Source organism: Methylobacterium sp. Ger2507, assembly GCF_055231875.1.
In genome coordinates this window covers 3,865,858-3,882,595 of sequence record NZ_JBUYVC010000001.1, presented here as the reverse complement: position 1 = coordinate 3,882,595, position 16,738 = coordinate 3,865,858, and the positions used below count along the sequence as shown (strand labels likewise).

At 69.8% G+C, this 16,738-nt stretch carries 18 protein-coding genes; 2 read left to right on the top strand and 16 right to left on the bottom strand.

What is annotated here, in order from left to right; all coding sequences use genetic code 11:
- The 16 genes from folK to ACV7NL_RS17815 form a co-directional block, all read right to left on the bottom strand.
- The gene (folK, locus tag ACV7NL_RS17890) at positions 1-495 is read right to left on the bottom strand and encodes a 2-amino-4-hydroxy-6-hydroxymethyldihydropteridine diphosphokinase (protein WP_463356387.1); all 495 of its coding nucleotides are present in this window, start codon (positions 493-495) and stop codon (positions 1-3) included.
- Positions 492-866, bottom strand: a complete 375-nt coding sequence (gene folB / locus ACV7NL_RS17885) for a dihydroneopterin aldolase (RefSeq protein WP_463356386.1) — start codon at positions 864-866, stop codon at positions 492-494. Before folB ends, folK begins: the two co-directional genes overlap by 4 nt.
- Positions 863-1,636 carry a dihydropteroate synthase gene (gene folP, locus ACV7NL_RS17880; protein ID WP_156634000.1) on the bottom strand — a complete coding sequence of 258 codons (774 nt, stop codon included), beginning with the start codon at positions 1,634-1,636 and terminating at the stop codon, positions 863-865. The genes folB and folP overlap by 4 nt, the downstream gene beginning before the upstream one ends.
- Positions 1,637-2,068: 432 nt before the next feature.
- A complete protein-coding gene (locus ACV7NL_RS17875; RefSeq protein WP_056183771.1) occupies positions 2,069-2,449 on the bottom strand; it encodes a hypothetical protein in 381 nt (126 codons plus the stop codon).
- Positions 2,430-3,155, bottom strand: a complete 726-nt coding sequence (locus ACV7NL_RS17870; protein WP_056482580.1) for a hypothetical protein — start codon at positions 3,153-3,155, stop codon at positions 2,430-2,432. Before ACV7NL_RS17870 ends, ACV7NL_RS17875 begins: the two co-directional genes overlap by 20 nt.
- Positions 3,152-4,309, bottom strand: a complete 1,158-nt coding sequence (gene pqqE / locus ACV7NL_RS17865) for a pyrroloquinoline quinone biosynthesis protein PqqE (protein WP_463356385.1) — start codon at positions 4,307-4,309, stop codon at positions 3,152-3,154. The genes ACV7NL_RS17870 and pqqE overlap by 4 nt, the downstream gene beginning before the upstream one ends.
- Positions 4,306-5,388 carry a pyrroloquinoline-quinone synthase PqqC gene (pqqC, locus tag ACV7NL_RS17860; protein WP_463356384.1) on the bottom strand — a complete coding sequence of 361 codons (1,083 nt, stop codon included), beginning with the start codon at positions 5,386-5,388 and terminating at the stop codon, positions 4,306-4,308. The genes pqqE and pqqC overlap by 4 nt, the downstream gene beginning before the upstream one ends.
- Positions 5,389-5,530: 142 nt before the next feature.
- Entirely contained in the window at positions 5,531-6,433 is a 903-nt protein-coding gene (gene pqqB / locus ACV7NL_RS17855; protein WP_463356383.1) for a pyrroloquinoline quinone biosynthesis protein PqqB, read from the bottom strand.
- Positions 6,434-6,491: 58 nt separating this feature from the next.
- A complete protein-coding gene (gene pqqA / locus ACV7NL_RS17850; RefSeq protein ID WP_055889187.1) occupies positions 6,492-6,581 on the bottom strand; it encodes a pyrroloquinoline quinone precursor peptide PqqA in 90 nt (29 codons plus the stop codon).
- 217 nt (positions 6,582-6,798) lie between these two features.
- Positions 6,799-7,503: a response regulator transcription factor gene (locus ACV7NL_RS17845; protein ID WP_056183761.1), complete on the bottom strand. Its 705-nt coding sequence runs from the start codon at positions 7,501-7,503 to the stop codon at positions 6,799-6,801.
- Positions 7,500-9,137 carry a sensor histidine kinase gene (locus ACV7NL_RS17840; RefSeq protein WP_463356382.1) on the bottom strand — a complete coding sequence of 546 codons (1,638 nt, stop codon included), beginning with the start codon at positions 9,135-9,137 and terminating at the stop codon, positions 7,500-7,502. Before ACV7NL_RS17840 ends, ACV7NL_RS17845 begins: the two co-directional genes overlap by 4 nt.
- Positions 9,138-9,405: 268 nt before the next feature.
- Positions 9,406-9,612 (bottom strand): hypothetical protein, encoded by a 207-nt coding sequence (locus ACV7NL_RS17835; RefSeq protein WP_056183757.1) that lies wholly within the window; start codon positions 9,610-9,612, stop codon positions 9,406-9,408.
- A gap of 205 nt (positions 9,613-9,817) precedes the next feature.
- Positions 9,818-10,612 (bottom strand): formylmethanofuran dehydrogenase subunit C, encoded by a 795-nt coding sequence (locus ACV7NL_RS17830; protein WP_056482595.1) that lies wholly within the window; start codon positions 10,610-10,612, stop codon positions 9,818-9,820.
- A complete protein-coding gene (fhcD, locus tag ACV7NL_RS17825; protein WP_056482598.1) occupies positions 10,609-11,565 on the bottom strand; it encodes a formylmethanofuran--tetrahydromethanopterin N-formyltransferase in 957 nt (318 codons plus the stop codon). Before fhcD ends, ACV7NL_RS17830 begins: the two co-directional genes overlap by 4 nt.
- A 49-nt stretch (positions 11,566-11,614) precedes the next feature.
- A complete protein-coding gene (locus tag ACV7NL_RS17820) occupies positions 11,615-13,258 on the bottom strand; it encodes a formylmethanofuran dehydrogenase subunit A (RefSeq protein ID WP_463356381.1) in 1,644 nt (547 codons plus the stop codon).
- The gene (locus ACV7NL_RS17815) at positions 13,252-14,331 is read right to left on the bottom strand and encodes a formyltransferase (RefSeq protein WP_463356380.1); all 1,080 of its coding nucleotides are present in this window, start codon (positions 14,329-14,331) and stop codon (positions 13,252-13,254) included. Before ACV7NL_RS17815 ends, ACV7NL_RS17820 begins: the two co-directional genes overlap by 7 nt.
- Before the next feature lie 405 nt (positions 14,332-14,736).
- Between ACV7NL_RS17815 and ACV7NL_RS17810 the strand changes: the two genes are divergently transcribed.
- Entirely contained in the window at positions 14,737-15,705 is a 969-nt protein-coding gene (locus tag ACV7NL_RS17810; RefSeq protein WP_156633998.1) for a beta-ribofuranosylaminobenzene 5'-phosphate synthase family protein, read from the top strand.
- Positions 15,706-15,815: 110 nt separating this feature from the next.
- On the top strand, positions 15,816-16,709 hold the full coding sequence (locus tag ACV7NL_RS17805) for an NAD(P)-dependent methylenetetrahydromethanopterin dehydrogenase (protein ID WP_056482610.1): 894 nt from the start codon (positions 15,816-15,818) through the stop codon (positions 16,707-16,709).
- Positions 16,710-16,738 lie beyond the last annotated feature (29 nt).

Here is a 16,738-nt window from a genome sequence, read left to right as displayed (position 1 = left end):
TTAGACGCGTTCGATTCCGGTGGGGTCGAGCTTCGCCAGGGCCTCCGTCACGGTCTCGGGGCCGATGCGCAGGTCCGGTGCGATTTCGGCGAGCGGCACCAGCACGAAGGCGCGCTCGCGCACGAAGCGATGCGGCAGCACCAGGCGCTCGTCGGAGATCGCGGCCCCCGCATAGGACAGGACGTCGATATCGATCACCCGTGGCCCCCAGCGGCGCTCGCGGACCCGCCCCATGGCCGTCTCGATGGCCAAGCCTGCCTCCAGCAGCGCATGGGGCGTCAGGGTGGTCTCGACGCCGATGGCCGCGTTCAGGAACCAGTCCTGATCGGTGTCGCCCCAGGGCGGCGTGCGGTAATTCGAGGAGCGCGCGCCCACACGGATACCCGGCGTCGCGGCGAGTCGCGCCACCGCGTCGGCCAGCGTCGCGGCCTTGTCGCCAAGATTGCTGCCGAGGCCCAGATAAGCCGCGTGCGCCAACGTGTCCGCGGCCGTCATCGGCCGCCCGCCCGCGTTCGGACGATCTCGATGGCGACACCCTCGATCACCGCCGGCACGGGAGCGCTCGGCTTGTCCACCCGCACCCGAACTTCGGTGATGGCCGGGTGCTGGCCCAGGATGTCTCCGGCAATCGCTTCGGCCAGCGCCTCGATCAGGGCGAAGCGCCGCTCGGTGGCGATGCGGGTGACGATCTCGGTGAGATCGGCATAGCTCACGGTCCGGGCGACGTCGTCGGACCGGCCGGCGGGAGAGAGATCGAGCCGGCAATCGAGGGAGATGTAGAAGCGCTGACCGAGGCGTGCCTCCTCGGCCAGGAGCCCATGATAGGCGAAGACCGCGATGCGGGTGACGAGGATGCGGTCGCTCATGCGGGCCTCCGAAGCACGGCATCGACCACCCGAAGGGCATCGACATGGGGTCGCACATCGTGGACGCGCACGATCTGTGCCCCGAGCGTCGCCGCCAGGACGTGGCTGCCGATGGAGCCGAACAGCCGGTCCACCGGGCGGGTCTCGGCATCGTGCAGGCGCCCGAGCAGCGACTTGCGCGAGACCCCGACGAGGACCGGGTAGCCCAGGGCAACGATCTCGGGCAGGCGCCGAAGGGCTTCGAGATGCTGCTCCCAGCTCTTGCCGAATCCGATGCCGGGATCGAGCACGATGTCGCGGTCCGGAATGCCGGCCGCCCGGGCGATCGTCAGCGAGCGTTCGAAAAACCGCAGCATGTCGGCCACGATGTCGATCGACGCGTCGATGCTCTCGCGGTTGTGCATCACCATCACGGGCGCGCCGTGATCGGCCGCGACCCGGGCGATGTCGGGCTCCCGTTGCAGGCCCCAGACGTCGTTGACGATGCGGGCGCCGGCCTCCAGCGCCACGCGCGCCGTCGAGGCCTTGTAGGTATCGACGGAAATCGGCACCGGCAGGCGCGGGGCGAGATCGCGGATCACCGGGAGGATGCGGGCCTGCTCCTCCTCGGCCGAGACCGGCACGTGGCCGGGGCGGGTGGATTCTCCGCCGATATCGACCAGGGCCGCTCCCTCCGCCACAAGTGCCTCGGCTTGAGCGCGCGCGGGATCGAGGTCCGCGAACCGACCGCCATCGGAAAACGAATCGGGTGTGACGTTGAGGATGCCCATCACGAGCACCCGCCGCCCGAGATCGGGCAGGAGCGTCGTCAGCGAAGCCGGCAGATCTGGGGGCACGGGACTCTCACGGTCGGAGCGGCCGGGGCGGGCACGCCGCACGATCGACCGGGATGCCGCTGTCTTTGAACGCAATGCGAGGCCGGAGCAACGCCGGAGGCAGTCGATCGCGGACCACGGCGCTCCGTCACTCCGGTCTTCGGCTCTTGCCGCGACCCCGGACGTCTGAGGGCGTTGCGGCGCATACGTGGGGCCGACATCGGGTTACGCCGACCGTTACTGGAGCGTACGCCTCTCGGGACGATCCTTCATTGTCGGCAACCACGGGCGGCACCCCGAGACGCTGGGGCACCATCCCGGGTTCTCTCGACGCGCCGACCCGCAGGGGCCGAGATTCCAGCCCGTGCGGGCGGCACCGTGCGTCCGTCAGGTCCCGCCGCGATAACAGCGGATCTCGGCCTCGGCCTGGGCCCGGCGCAGGTCGGCGACCTGGTCGTCGAACACCTTCGTCGATTTGAACTGGGTGGTGCGCTGGCCGATGCCCTGGCGCAGCGACAGCACCGTGCTGGCCTGGACGTACTTGTCGTAGGACAGCAGCGACGCGAGGGCATCGAGGGAGCAGGAGCAGCGCGACAGGGATTCGCGGGACTGCCCGTTGGCGGCCATGCAACCGAAGATGTAATCGGCGCGCGCCTCGGTGGGATAGTCGTTCTCGAGCTCGGCGGCGGCCAAAGGTCCGGCCAGGAACGCGACGGCGCAGGCCCCGGCGGCCACGCCGCGGGAGAGCTTAACCAGCGTTCTGATCATAGGTCAGGTTCTCTTGCAGGAGTTCGCCGCCTTCGGCGTTCTTGGACGAGGCTTCGATCGAGACCAACTCGCCCGGGACCGCGTCGGACGTGACGAAGGTATAGGTCAGGTTCTCGAAGCCACGCATACGCTCCTTCATCTTGTCGCCGACGAAGGGCTGGGTCGTGATGCGCCAAGCGTCCACCTTCCGGCCTTTATAGTCGACCTGCGTCGGCGTCACGGTGGCGTTGTCGCGCAGGCCCTTGCGGATCGCGTTCTTGATGTAGCGCGGGTTGGCCATCAGCACGCGGGCGAGATCCATCAGGTGATGCTCGAGGAAGAGCGTCATCACCGGGTTGCCCGGCATGTCCTCGAACGGGCCGGCCGGGAAACGGTTGGCCCCGGAGAACATCTGCACCCGGATGTTGCGGTTCTCGGCGGCGTTGCCCGGCTCGATGCCGAGCTTGATGGTATCGTCGAGGGGCGGTCCGAACGGCCCCTTCGAGATGCCGCTGCGGCGCAGGTAGGTGTAGGTCAGGCTCGTTCCGGGCGGGACATTCTTCATCTGCGGCTGCTCGAAGAGCAGGTCCGAGGCATTGGGCGCCGTCGTGGTGTTGGTCTTGGTGACGGCAGGCACCTCGGGGCTCGCGGGCGTGGCCGGCGCGGTCTGGGCGAGGGCGGGTGCGCCTGCGAGCATCAGCAACGCGGCAAGTGTGACGGGCTTCAAAGCGGCGCTTCCTCATTCAGCGGCGTACGCACATTGGGCTGCACGTTACTGCCGATGGTCCGGTAGACGTAATCGGGCGGGGTCTCGGCCGCCTCTTCGACGGCGAGGTCCCGCACCTTGGCGTGGAGAGGCGAGAGCGAGCAGGCCGGGTCGGTCGCCGCCGCATCCCCGGCGAGTGCCAGGGCCTGGCAGCGGCAGCCGCCCCAATCCTTCTCCCGCCGGTCGCAGGAGCGGCAGGGCTCCTGCATCCAGTCCGTACCCCGATAGGCCGTGAAAGCCGGCGAATGCGCCCAGATATCCCCGAGCGAATGATCGGACACGTACCAGAATTCGAGGTTCGGGATCGTCTCGGCCGCGTGGCACGGCAGCACCTTACCCTGCGGCGTCACGTTCATGAGCTTGCGGCCCCAGCCGCCGGCGCAGGCCTTGGGGTATTTCGCGTAGTAGTCCGGCACCACCAGATCGATGACGAGCTGCCCCTTGAGGCGCTCGCGAGCGGCCTCGACGATCCGGATCGAGCGATCGACCTCGGCCTTGTTCGGCATCAGGGCGGCGCGGTTCGCGTAGGCCCAGCCGTAATACTGGGTGTGGGCGACCTCCAGGCGCTTGGCCCCGAGCTTGACCGCGAGGTCGATGAAGCCCTCGACCTCGTGAATGTTGCCCCGGTGGATCACTGAATTCAGCGTCAGGGGCAGGCCGAGCTGGGTCACCCGCTCGGCGAAGGCGAATTTCTGCGGCTGGGCGTTCTTGAGGCCGCCGATCTTCTCGGCGTTGGCGGCATCGACGCCCTGAACCGAGAGCTGCACGTGGTCCAGACCTACGTCATACAAGGCGTCGAGCTTGGCGAGCGCGCCGCCGACGCCGGAGGTGATGAGGTTGGAGTAGAGCCCGAGCTTGGCGCAGGTCTGGGTGATCTCGACGATGTCGTTGCGGGCCGTCGGCTCGCCGCCGGAGAGATGGACATGGAGCACGCCGAGGCCCGCCGCTTCCGTCAGCACCCGCTGCCACGTGGCGGTGTCGAGTTCGCCTGAGCGCCGATCGAGTTCGAGCGGATTCGAGCAATAGGGACAGCGCAGGGGGCAGCGATGGGTGAGCTCCGCAAGGAGCCCGACCGGTGCGGGCAGAGTCGGGACGTTCGGCGTGATCGCGTTCATCGCTCCAGAACCCGTTTCGTGGCCAGATCGTTCAGCATCACGAGGATGTCGGCCTCGATCACGGCGGGGTCCGCCGTGAACTTATCGCCGAGCAGGGTGGCGATGTTGCGCACGCTGCGCTGGCCGTCGACCAGTTCGAGAACCGCCACCGCGTTGGCGTCGAGGTCGAAGGTTCGCTCGGGCGCCAGCAGGACGTACTGATCGCGCACGGCGTCATGGCGCAGGCGCACGCCGCGCGGCAGGCGCGGCACGTCGTGGGCCGTGATCGTGCCGGTGCCGGCCGCCTGAGAGATCGCCTGCTCCTGCACCAGGCCGGCGCCCGGCGTCCAGGCATCCGGCGGAATCATGCCGGGGGCGACGTAGGCGAAGTACAGGGCGTCGAGCTGAGTCCACAGCACGTTGCACTTGAAGGTCAGGGCGTCCATCGCCTGACGCTGCAACGCCGGCGTGGTGGCGTGCTCCTTGACATACGCGATGGCAAAGTCGGCATCCCGCGGCGCCTGGGTCAGACGCTTGTCGAAATAGGCCAGCGTGTCCTTGGTGATGAAATCGTAGTTCTTCAGCATCCCGGCGACGCGCTCGGAGATGATGGTCGGCGAGAACATCTCGGTCAGCGAGGAGGCGATGGCCTCCAGCAGCGAACGCTCCTTCACGAAATGCACGTAGGCGTCGACCGAGAAGCGGGTCGCCGACAGGATCCCTTGCGTGGATTCCACGTAGTCGCGTGCGAAGCCGACGCCCTCGGCGAGCTTCAGCCAACGTTCGATGCCGCCATCGCCGGGCGCATCGCCGTCATGATCGACGATGCGCTGGCGCCAGACCCGGCGCAGGGACGCGTCGGTCATGCGAGCCAGCACGGCGGCGTCCTTCACCGGGATCATCGCCTGGTAATAGTAGCGGTTGAGCGCCCAGGCCCGGACCTGATCCTTGTTCAGCTTACCGTCGTGCAGCAGGCGATGAAACGGGTGCAGGTTGTGGTAGCGGCGCGCGCCGATGTCGCGAAGCGCCGCCTCCAATTCCTCAGGCGAGAGCAGGCGCTGCGCCTCGTCGGTCTTCGGGGTCGGAAAGGGCGCGGTCATGGCGTGGCTCGCGGATCTGCGGGGTCGATTTTAGGAACTTTTCTTATCCCTTGCGGACCGAGCCGTGAAGGGATCGGCTCAGATCACGCAATTCAATCGGACACAATGTATGGTGCCGGCACTAAATTGCCAGCCGCACGCGTCACGAAAGGTCGAGCGTCAAACCGTCATGGGCCACGGTCCAGCCCGCGGCCTCGATGCGGCGGCGCTCGTCTGAGCCTTCCACCAGCACCGGATTGGTGTTGTTGATGTGAACGAAGACCCGGCGCCCGATCGCCACGTCGGCGAGCGCCGCGATGGAGCCGCCCTCGCTGGTCATGGGCACGTGACCCATGCGCCAGCCGGTCTTGGTGCCGACACCGGCCCGGATCATGTCGTCGTCGAGGAGGACGGTTCCGTCGAACAGCAGCGCCTCGACACCGCCGATGCGGGCCTTCAGCCCCTCGGTGACGCGGGCACAGCCGGGGATGTAGGCGAGGCGGCGCCCGTTCGATTCGATCATCGCCCCCACGGTGGTCTCGGTCTCGGCGCCGAGTTCCAGGGTCTCGTCCTCGAGCCAGAGCGGCACCTTGCCGGGTACGGCGAACAGCGTCACCGTCAGGCCGGGCACCGGCTCGAAACTGCGGTCGAGGGCGATCGGTTCGCGCGCGACCACGCCCGACGCCATCACGTCGAAGACCCGGTTGGCATTGACCGAGTCGAGGATGCCGGCGGTGCCGTAGAGCGTGAAGGGCTGCCCCTCGCGCAGCGTCAGCAGCCCGGCGACGTGGTCGACGTCGCCGTTGGTCAGCAGAACCGCGTGGATCGGCGAATGGCGCAGGCCTTCGCGCGGATGCATCGCGGGATTGTCGAACAATTGCTGGCGGATATCCGGGGAGGCGTTCACCAGGAGCCAGCGTTCCCCATCGGGGGAGACGGCGATGCTCGACTGGGTCCGCGGCCTGACGCGGGTGGCGTCCTCACGGGCGAGGGCGCAGATCGGGCAGCGGCAATTCCACTGGGGAAGGCCGCCGCCCGCGGCCGAACCGAGGATCAGGACATGCATGGGGAAACCGACGCTGCCTCAAGAACCCTCGGGTTCAACGAATCTCAGTTGCGAGAGATCAGTTGAAGGTGTCGATCTCGGCGGACTCGTAGCTGGTGACTTCCATGCCGACGCAGATCTCGGAAACGATGGGGGCAGCCCAGGTCATGGTGTTTCTCCTGAAGGTTTCTTCTGAACGTCAGCAGCATCCCGATCCCATAAGAAGATCGTAAGACACTGACGGCGCAGTGGTTTCTGTCGCCGGAGTGATATCGACAATTTGGCTCGGCAGTTCAAGCGCTAAATTGCCGGTTTCTCCCATCGACCCCTGCGAATCCGTGGCCGACGTTAACGCGGGGTGCCGCCTCGGTGCCGGAAATCCGGGCTCAGTGCCGGAAATCCTGACCTTTCAGGTCCAGCATGAAGCCCCGTCCCCGGACGGTGACGATGACCGGACCGCCGAGGCGGACGAAGTCGGAGAGCTTCGTTCGAAGGTAACCCACGTAGACATCGACGACATTCAGCGACAGGCCGCCCTGGCCGGCCCAGAGCTTGTCGAAGATGTCGCCCCGCGTCACCGGATGGTTGGCGTTGTCCATGAGCAGGGCGAGCAGTTCCGCCTCGCGGGGGGTGAGGCGCGCCGTCGCATCCAGGAATCCGACCTGCCGGATGTTGAGATCGAGGACGAGCTTCCCGGCCGTCACGATGGTGCGTGGCTCCTCCGACGCCTTGCGGCGCAGGAGATGGGTCTGGAGCCGGGCCAGCAATTCGTCGAAGACGAAGGGCTTCACGATGTAGTCGTCGGCGCCGAGCGCCAGCCCCTCGGCCCGGTCGCGGACCTCGTCGCGCGCCGAGAGGAAGAGAATCGGTCCCGGATAGCCGCCTTCGCGCAGCGAGCGGCAGACATCGTGGCCCGACCCGTCCGGCAAGGTGATGTCGAGCACCACGGCTTCAGGTGAATCGGCCCGAGCCGCCGCCAGGGCGTCGTCGACGCAGCCGGCGACGCCGACCGAGAAGCCCTCGGCCTCGAGTCCCCGGGCCAGCATGGCGCGGATGTCGCTGTCATCCTCCACGATCAATACGCGCGTCATGCCGCGGTCTCCTTTCCGACCCGATCCGGGCCGTCCTGATGCTGCGTCCCGGGATCGGATTCGGTCACGGCGGAGTCCATGACCGGCAATTCGAGGGCGACCTGAGCGCCCCGGCCGTCGGGTCCGCTACGCAGGTGGATCGACCCATCATGGCGCTCCACCACCCAGCGCGCCAGGGCCAGACCGATGCCGAACCCCGTTTCGCCCGACGGGCTCTCGCGGCGGAAGCGCTCGAACAGCCCATCGCCGAGATCGGGGAAGCCCGGCCCGTCATCCGTGATCGTCACCACGCCGCGCAATCCCTCAACCGCCGCCAACGCCACGGTCACGCGCGTGAGCCCGGTGGCGTGGCGCAGGGCGTTGTCGATCAGGCTCTCGATCACCTGGCGCAGCCACTCCCGGTCGGCGAGCAGCCTGGGGTCGTGGCCGGAGGGGGCCAGGCTCAGCGCCACGCGCCGGCGCGCGGCCTCCGACGCCATGCCGTCGACGGCGTCGGACAGGATCGCCGCGACGGCGACCGGGCGCCGGTCCAGTTCGATCTGGCCGGATTCCGAGCGGGCGACCCGCAGCAGATCCTCGACGCGGCGCTGCAGACGCAGGGCCCGCTTGCGGATGGTGGCGAAGACCGGACCGAAATCGACCTGACGCCCGGCCGAGCGGGCGGCGATGTCGCACTCGCCCAGGATCACCGTGAGGGGCGTGCGCAGCTCATGGCTGACATCGGCGAAGAAGCGCCGGCGCGAACGGTCCACCGCCTCCAGGCGGGCATTGGCCGCGCGCAGGTCGAGCGTACGGGCCGCAACGGTGTCCTCGAGCGAGGCCCGGTCCGCCGCGAGCCGGCCCTCGCGCCGGGCCAGACGGGCGGCCATGCGGTTGAAGTTCGCCACCAGCAGGCCGAGCTCGTCCCGGGTCGCCACCGACAGGCGGGTGTCGAGTTCGCCGCGCCCGACCGCGCTGGCGGCGCGGCGCACCGCCTCGATCCGGGCCAACACCGGCCGGGTCACCGCCCGGTAGAGCAGCAGCACGAGGGCGAGGGCCCCCGCCACGGCGGCGAGGGAGGCGATCCGCAGGGTACCGGACAGGGCGCGCGCCGCGTCGGAGCCGGCGATCATCGAGCGGCGCTCGACCTCGATAAGGAAAGAGAGGGGCTGGCCCGTCATGGCCCCGAAGCCGTTGAGGGCACCCCGGATCGCCGCCCGGCGGGATTCATCCTCGGACTGGCGCAGCACCTGCGTCACCTGCCGGTCAAGCACGGCGCGCGCCGCGCGCAGCTGGGCCAGGGGCCGGGTGCGGGCGGCATACTGGGTTCGGTCGAGGCGATCGTCGCTCGCCGCGATGCTGCGCCCCAGGGCTTCGTCGACCGCCACCAGGGCGCGGTCCACATTGGCGCGCGCCACCGCGAGTCCCTCCGGCTGCGCGTCCGGGTTGCTCACCGCCTCCAGGGCGGCGAGCCCGTACTGGGTCATGCGGCCGGAGAGTTCGACCAGGAGTTCCAGGCGCCCCTGCGCCGCCAGCGTCCGGTCGATGGTGCGCTCGGCGGCGCTGATCGAGGCGAGGACGCCGATGGCCGCCAGGACGACGAGGAGCGCGGTGCCCCCGAGCAGCAGGGCGAATCGGACCTTCAGCGAGCGCATGGTGGTGCCGACATCGTCCTACCCGATCGTCTTACCGAACCGCTTTGCCAAATCGTCCCGAGATGTTTCCCAGGGCCTCACCAGGACTGCACTGCCATCCCTGCCTGCCTGATCATCCCGTCTGCTCCGGCGATCTTGCGAACAACATCGCGGATGCAGGTTCTGTAGGCTCAGGGTCGGCTCCGTTGCAAGCGCTACCGTGTGGGAGCGTCATCCCGTGGAAGCGTCCCGGCGCGGACAGGAGATGCGGGAAGCGCGGGCGTCCCGGTCACAGGTCGCGCGGCTGGCTGCCCCGGACGGCACAGCGCCACTTGGTCACCTGCCATTCGGGATGGTCCGCCTGCCACTTGGCGATGGCGCTCTGGGAGTTGCGCAGGCAGATGTTCGGGCTGCGCGCTTCGAACGACAGGTCGATCTTGTCCTCGCGGCACTGCGAGGGCTGCGACAGGAGGCAGATCGAGAGCAGAATGAGCATCGGGAAGCCGGGTTCGCGCTGCGGAAACGCGGAACGCCGGCACTATGCTGCCGCCCGCGGTGGCAGAAAGTCGACCGATCGGGAGGATTGTGCAAGTCCGGATGGCGATTGGCCCCGGATCGCCCCCGGCTCGACCGAGGGCGAGGGGATCGGCGCATTCCGCCGGGCCGCCCCGGCAGGCGAGCCCGGACGGCGGTCGACGGCCTCAGGCCGTCACCCAGAGCTCGCCCTTGCCGAGGGTCGCGAGATCCCCCGAGTAGCGCGTCAGGGCTCCGGCGGCGAGATCCGCATGGGCGGGGCTGAGGGGCCGCAGGGCGCGGGCGAGGAGGCGCAGGAACACGAGATCGTGCGAGCCGGTCTCGACGAAGCTGGGGCTGAGCGCCCCGACCGCGCCGGTCAGGATGGTGCCCCTGCGCATGCCGAAGCCCGGATGATCGCCGAGACTCGTCGCCGCGATGGTGCCGGCGATCATCCGCGCGCCCGCATGGGCGCCCGCCCGGCCGACCAAGATGAGTCCGCGCCGCATGCGGTCGCCGAGATAGTCGCCGGCGCTGCCGCGGATCACCAGGGTGGCACCGTCGAGACCGGCCTTGGCGGCGTAGACCGCACCGCCGGCATGGTCGCCGGCATCGCCCTCGATGGTAATCGTACCGCCGGTGGCGCCCGAACCCGCGAAGGGGCCGGCCGAACCGGTCACCGTCACCGAGCCGCTGCTCATGCCTTCGCCGAGGCGCTGTCCGACATCGCCGGTGACGCGGATGGAACCGCCGCTCAGCGACGCGCCGACCCGGTCGAGGCGCGACGAGCCCCCCTCGATGACGAGTTCGTCCGAGCCGTCGAGGGCGAGCGTGAAGCAGTCGCCCAGGGTCAGGCCGCGCCGGCCGGTGCCGACGGGGAGCCTGGCCGCCTCGGCCTCGGTCAGGCCGCTGAGCGCCAGCGGATTGACGTGCAGGAAGTCGAGCCGCTCCGGCGGCTCCTGGCGCAGGGTGAGGGTGCTCATGCCGCTCCAGCCTCGCTGCCCGGCTCCTTCGAGAGCAGGTTCTTCAGGTGATAATGGTGGCGGCCGAGATTGCCGCCGTAATTACCGGCCGTGACGGCCACCAGCCCGTGCGCCGCACCGACTTCAGTGGCCGCATGCAGGGCCGCGCGCATCGATTCCGCCACCGCATCGGAGGTCAGCGCGTCGATGACGATCTCCAGGACGACGCCGACCTCGGCCGAGAGTTCAGTGCCGGCCCGGCCCTTGAGGGTCGGGCAGTAAGCATCGTTGGTCGAGGCCATCATGCCCTTGGTGCGGGCGCCCACCTTCGAGCCGGAGCGGACGATGCCGCCCGGGAAAGGCAGGATCGCGCCCGAAACCGAACGGGCGGCCTCGACCGCGATCTCGGCGACCTTCAGGGTGTCGGCGTGCTTGCGCCCGAGGAACAGCAGGTTGCCGCCGCCGACCGCGCCGTCCACCGCGCGGACGAAGTCCTCGCACAGGAACTCGCCGTCCATGACGGGGATGCGCCAGTAGCGGCGGGCCTTGCCGGTGACCGGGTCGGTCAGGCGCTTGGCCACCGCGAAGCCGTCGCCGAAATAGCGGATCGCGCCCCCGAGCTTGATCTTCGTGGGGCCTTCCACGCCGGCGTAGCAGGCGGTGCCCGGGCAGGTGAGGATGCACTGGCCGACGCGTTTGAGGAGCTGGTCCTTGAGGCCGTTCGGCTCGAAGCCAAACAGCAGCACGCGCACGCCGGGGCGCCCGTCCGGGGTTTCCTCCGGAGACAGCTCGCAGTCGATTCCGGCCTCGGCGCCGCAGCCGATCACCGAGGTGGCAAAGCCCGTCATCACGGTGGCGGCGATCATCGCCCACTTGGCCGTGTCGTTGGTGATGATGATCGCCGTTCCGGCGACGTCGAACGCCTCCGCGAAGGTGTCGATCACCGGAATGCCGTTGAGGGTGAGGTCCGTCATCTCAGTCACCGGTCCTCACGCGTTGCGCGGAGCGCACATCCGATTTCGTTCATGACCGACATGCGACCTCCGCGAACACGTCCGGTTTCGGGAAGGCCTCGTCCGGCACCGCGAAGCTCTTCAGGCCCGTGCCGAAACGGTCCTGCAGATAGGTTTCGGAGCGGGCCACCATCGCCTTGTCGGACTCGACGGCGAGTTCGAGGGTGCGGCCGGAGCGCCAGGCCACCACCTCGCCGTCCTCCACGATGGTCTCGCCGTCCTTGAGCACCAGCTTGGCGCGGGCGAACATGGCGGTGCGGTTCGGGTCGTCGCGGTAGATCGCGACGTCGGCCCGGGCGCCCTCGCGCAGGTGGCCGCGATCGGCGAGCCCGAGCAGCTTGGCCGGCCCCGAGCGCGTCAGCTGGGCGATCTCGGAGAAGCTGTACTCGCGCTCGATGGCACAGAGGCCGGAGCGCTCGGCAATGACCTTGTGCAGGCTGGCGATCTCGCGGTCGCGCTCCTCCTTGTCCATCAGGAAGTGGATGATGCGCGGGTAATCGGTGAACGGGCCACCGTTGGGGTGGTCGGTGGTCAGGATGGTGCGCTCCGGCTCCTTGGACAGCAGCATCAGCTCGAGGCCGATCGCCCATTGCAGGGAGCTCACGGGGCCGCGCGGCTTATACAGGAACGGCACCACGCCACCGCCCTCCGCATCCCCCGCGTTGACGATCCACTTCTTCGGGTTGGCGCCCTTGCGGCCGGCGAACTGGCGCAGGATGTCCAGCGAGATCGTCACGGTCTGGCCAAAAGCGACCTGGCCGACGTCGTAGGTCGCGTTGGGGTGCGCCTCCATCGCCTCGGTGATGCGCTCGGCCGCCGAGCGGAAGCCGCCGGTCAGCGGATTCTCGGGGTCGGCGACGCCGTAGCCGTAGAACTGGGCGTGGGCGAAGTGGATGCGCCGCCCTTCCGCCGCCTCCAGGGTCGCGACGAACGACTCGTCCGCGCCCGGGATGCCGAGATTGTTACAGTGGACGTGCAGCGGGTGCGGCACGCCGATCTCCTCGACCGCGTCGAGGAGGGCGCCCATGATCTTGCGCGTCGACAGGCCGTAGACCGGGATCTCGTCGTCGAGGCTGAGCTTCAGCATCCCGTCCTTGAAGGCCGAGGCGCCGCCCGCGTTGATGCACTTCACGCCGAGGCCGCGCGAAGTCGCCACCGAGAGGGCAACGAGATCGCGCACCGCGGCCTTGCCCTCACGCTCCCGCAGGAGCTGGAGCAGGTGGTCGTCGTTGCCCATCACCGTCAGGGCGCCGCGATCGAGGAGCGGGATGTCGGCGAGTTCGAGCTGGGTCGCCAGGGCGTTGGCGGGCGGCATCGCCGGCTCGACCGCGAGGGTGTAGCCCATCCGGGCGTAGTTCGCGCCGATCCAGGCGGCCGAGCCGCCCGCATGCGCGAACGGATGACCCTCGGGTGCGGCCTCGCTGGCGTAGAGCTCGGGCAGCAGCAGGCGGCTCATCACCACGTTGCCGCCGGCGATGTGCGAATGAACCTCGACGCCGCCGGCCATCACCACGCAGCCGGTGGCGTCGATGGTGCGGTCGGGCGCACGGTCCGAGGCGGGCACCACGCGCCCGTTCTCGATCCAGACCTCGCCGACCGCGTCGCGGCCGGCCGTCGGGTCGACGACCCGGCCTCCGTGAATCCGGATCAGCATGCGGCGGCCTTCTTCTGCATGAGGCGTTCGTGAATGGCGGTGAGGATGCCGGCCGCGCTCAGTTCGGCCGTCGGGCCGGGTGCCGGCGCATAGGTGATCGCCGCCCGGCGCTCGTCCCACAGGGCTCCGCCGGCGCTCTCACCGGGGACGCCCACGGCGAAGACCACGTCGGCGACGTCGCCGCCGGCCTCCGGGCTGCCGACGCCCACGATGGCGACGCTGGGCAGGGTGCCGAGCCAGTCGGGGCGCGGGGCGGGCAGGGAGGCGAGCCACAGGGCCGCATCGGCCTCGCCGGCGGCGATCTGGCGGGCGCTGTCGAAGCGCCAGGGATCGTGCTCGGGCACATGACGGCCGAACCCGACGCGGGGGGCCTGGCCGGTGGTCCAGGCGGCAAGCTGCAGCAGGGCGCGACCCTGGAACGGATCAGCCAGGGGCAGGCCGAAGAAACGCGTGACCTCGTTGAGATCCTTGATCATGCCCTGGAGCATCTCGACGCCGAGTTCGCCGATCTCGGCCGGGTCGTACAGGACGACGCCGTACTGAGCGGCGGCGAGGCGCCGGGCCAGATCGGCATAGGCCGCCTCGCCGGCGAGGTTGCCCTTGAGGAAGGCGCGCAGGTGCGCCACCGAGACGGCGAGGCCGCCGGCCTCCGCCGGGTAGGCCACGTGCCGGGTGGCGCCGTTGCGCGGACCACCCAGGGACAGGATCACCCGTTCGGCGCCGGCGGCGCGGCCCCGCGTCGCCTGCGTGCCGGCGATGTCCTGCACGATGGGACGGTCCCACGGGGCGTTGCCCACGATGAGGACCGCATCGGCCCGGCCGACCGCCTCGGCCGGCGTCGTCGTCATGGCCCCGGTGCGGCTGAGGGCTCCGAGTTCGGCATAGAGGCTCGGGCCGGCCACGGGATCGACGGAGGCGCCGAGGGCGTCGGCGAGGTGGTACGCGGCGCGCACCGCGCTCAACTCGGCGCAGAGCCCCGCCAGGACAGCATTCTGCGCCGAAGCGAGGAGCGTGGCGGCGGCCTCCACCGCCGCGTCCGCGTCCGTCGCACCACCCTTCACCCAGGCCGCCATGCGTTGCACCTTGGAAAATCGAGGGCCCGGCGCGCACCGTGTTCGGCGTCGCGCACGGCGGGACTGAGCCAGTCCATGTCGTTGGGGCGGCACGTTTGCATCGCGGCCGCTTTCCAGGCAACCCCCCCGGACCCCTTCGGGCGAATCAGGGTCCCGGCGCCGCGCCGGAAGATTTGACCGATGCGCTTGCGACGGGTCGCCGCTCCGTGGGAGAAGCCGCCGGGCGCAAGGGTCGCGGCCCGGGGTCATCACCGAGGGGTCGTGACCGAGGAGTCGTGGCGGAAGAGTCGTGGCGGAGGAGTCTTGGCGGAAGCGTCATGGCTCGCCGAGTGATCCGAGGCACGAGGTCGGATGGGACAGGACCGCGTGGGACAGGGACGTGTCACGATGGAGGGACTCGACGTGATGCGGCCGACGAGCGGACCGGGCGCAGCCGCTGCCGGCCTGCGCGTCCATGCCCCGGCCCGTCTGCATTTCGGGTTTCTCGACCTGCATGGCGGCCTCGGCCGGCGCTTCGGCAGCATCGGCCTCGCCCTCGACGCCCCCGCCGTGGACCTCACGGCGCGGCCGAGCGACCGCCTCGACGTCACCGGGCCGGAATCGCGCCGTGCGGCAGCCTACGCCCTGGCGGCGGCGACCCATCTCGGCATCCCCGGTCACGCCGCGCTCACCATCGACTCCGCCATTCCCGCCCATGCGGGCTTCGGCTCGGGCACGCAGCTCGCGCTCAGCGTCGCGGCGGCGCTCGCCGGCCTCGCCGGGCGCCCCTTCGCGCCGGAGGATTTCGCCGACGCCCTCGACCGGGGCAACCGGTCGGGCGTCGGCCTTGCGGCCTTCACCCAGGGCGGCCTCATCGTCGACGGCGGGCGCGACCCCGAGGGCAACCCGCCCCCGGTGATCGCCCGGCTGGCCTACCCGGAGGCCTGGCGCGTCGTGCTGATCCTCGACACCGGCATGACCGGCGTCCACGGCAGCCGCGAGGTCGCGGCGTTCCGCGATCTGCCGCGCTTTCCGGAGGCCCAGGCCGCCGAGATCTGCCGTATCGTGCTGATGCAGGTGCTGCCGGCGGCCGTCACCGCCGAACCGCTCGGGTTCGGGTCCGGCATCACCCGGATCCAGCAGCTGATCGGCGACCATTTCGCCCCGCACCAGGGGGGACGCTTCGCCAGCCCCGCCGTGGCCGAAGCCCTCGCGGCGATCGCGGCGGAGGGCGTGGCCGGCTACGGCCAGAGCTCATGGGGGCCGACCGGCTTCGCCCTGATGCCCTCGGAAGCGGAGGCGCGCGCCCTCGTGGCCCGGCTGGAGCGGCCCGGTGCCTTGAAATTCCTGATCGCCCGCGGGCGCAACACCGGCGCGTCGGTGACGACGCTTTAAGACGAAGCCCGCTAAACCGAAGCTTCGGGGCACCCGGACCGGGTCGCCTTTGACAATTCGACGCCTCGGCGCACGATCGGGCCGCGTCACAGCATGAAGGGAGTCCGACGATGGCCCGCTCGATCCTGCACATGATCACGCCCCTGAAGCATATGAGCCCGTTCGACGTGAACATGGCGGCGGATGCGGGCTTCGAGACGATCGCGACCTACACCAACGCCACGCTCGCGGACGTGACGACCCTGGTTCAGGACTCGATCTTCTCGCGCAGCCCGCAGGACGGCGTCCGCACCGGCATCTTCATCGGTGGCAAGAACGCCGAGGACGCCCTCGACATGGTCGACCGGGCCAAGAAAGCCCTGGTGCCGCCCTTCGCCAACCACATCTTCGCCGACCCCGCCGGCTCCTTCACCACCGGTGCCGCGATGGTGGCCGAGGTGACCCGCGCCCTGAAATCGAAGTTCGACACCGGCCTCGAGGGCAAGCGCATCGTGATCTTCGGCGGTGCCGGCGTCGTCGCCTATGTCGCCGCCGTGATCGGCGCCCTCCACGGCGCCAACGCGGTGATCGTCGGCCATGACGGCGAGGAGCGTGTCAGCAAGATTGCCAACACCATGCGGTGGCGCTTCGGCGTCGAGGTCGAGGCCGTGGACGGCTCCACCGTCGCCGCCCGACGCGCCGCGATCGGCAAGGCTGACGTCATCCTGTCGGCCGGCCCGGCCGGCATCCCGATCCTGACGGCGGAGGATCTCGAATCCGCCCCGAACCTGCTCGTGGCCTCGGACGTCAACGCCGTGCCGCCGGCGGGCATCGCCGGCATCGACGTCAACGCCGTCGACGTGCCGCTGCCCACGGGCCGCGGTGTCGGCATCGGCGCGCTGGCGGTCGGCAACGTCAAGTACCAGACCGAATCCCGCCTGTTCCGCCGCATGCTCGACGCCGACGAGCCCCTCTGCCTCGATTTTCGCGATGCCTACACGCTGGCCGTCGAGGTGGCGGGCTGAGAGCGGGCCAATCGGAGCCGGGTGCCGGA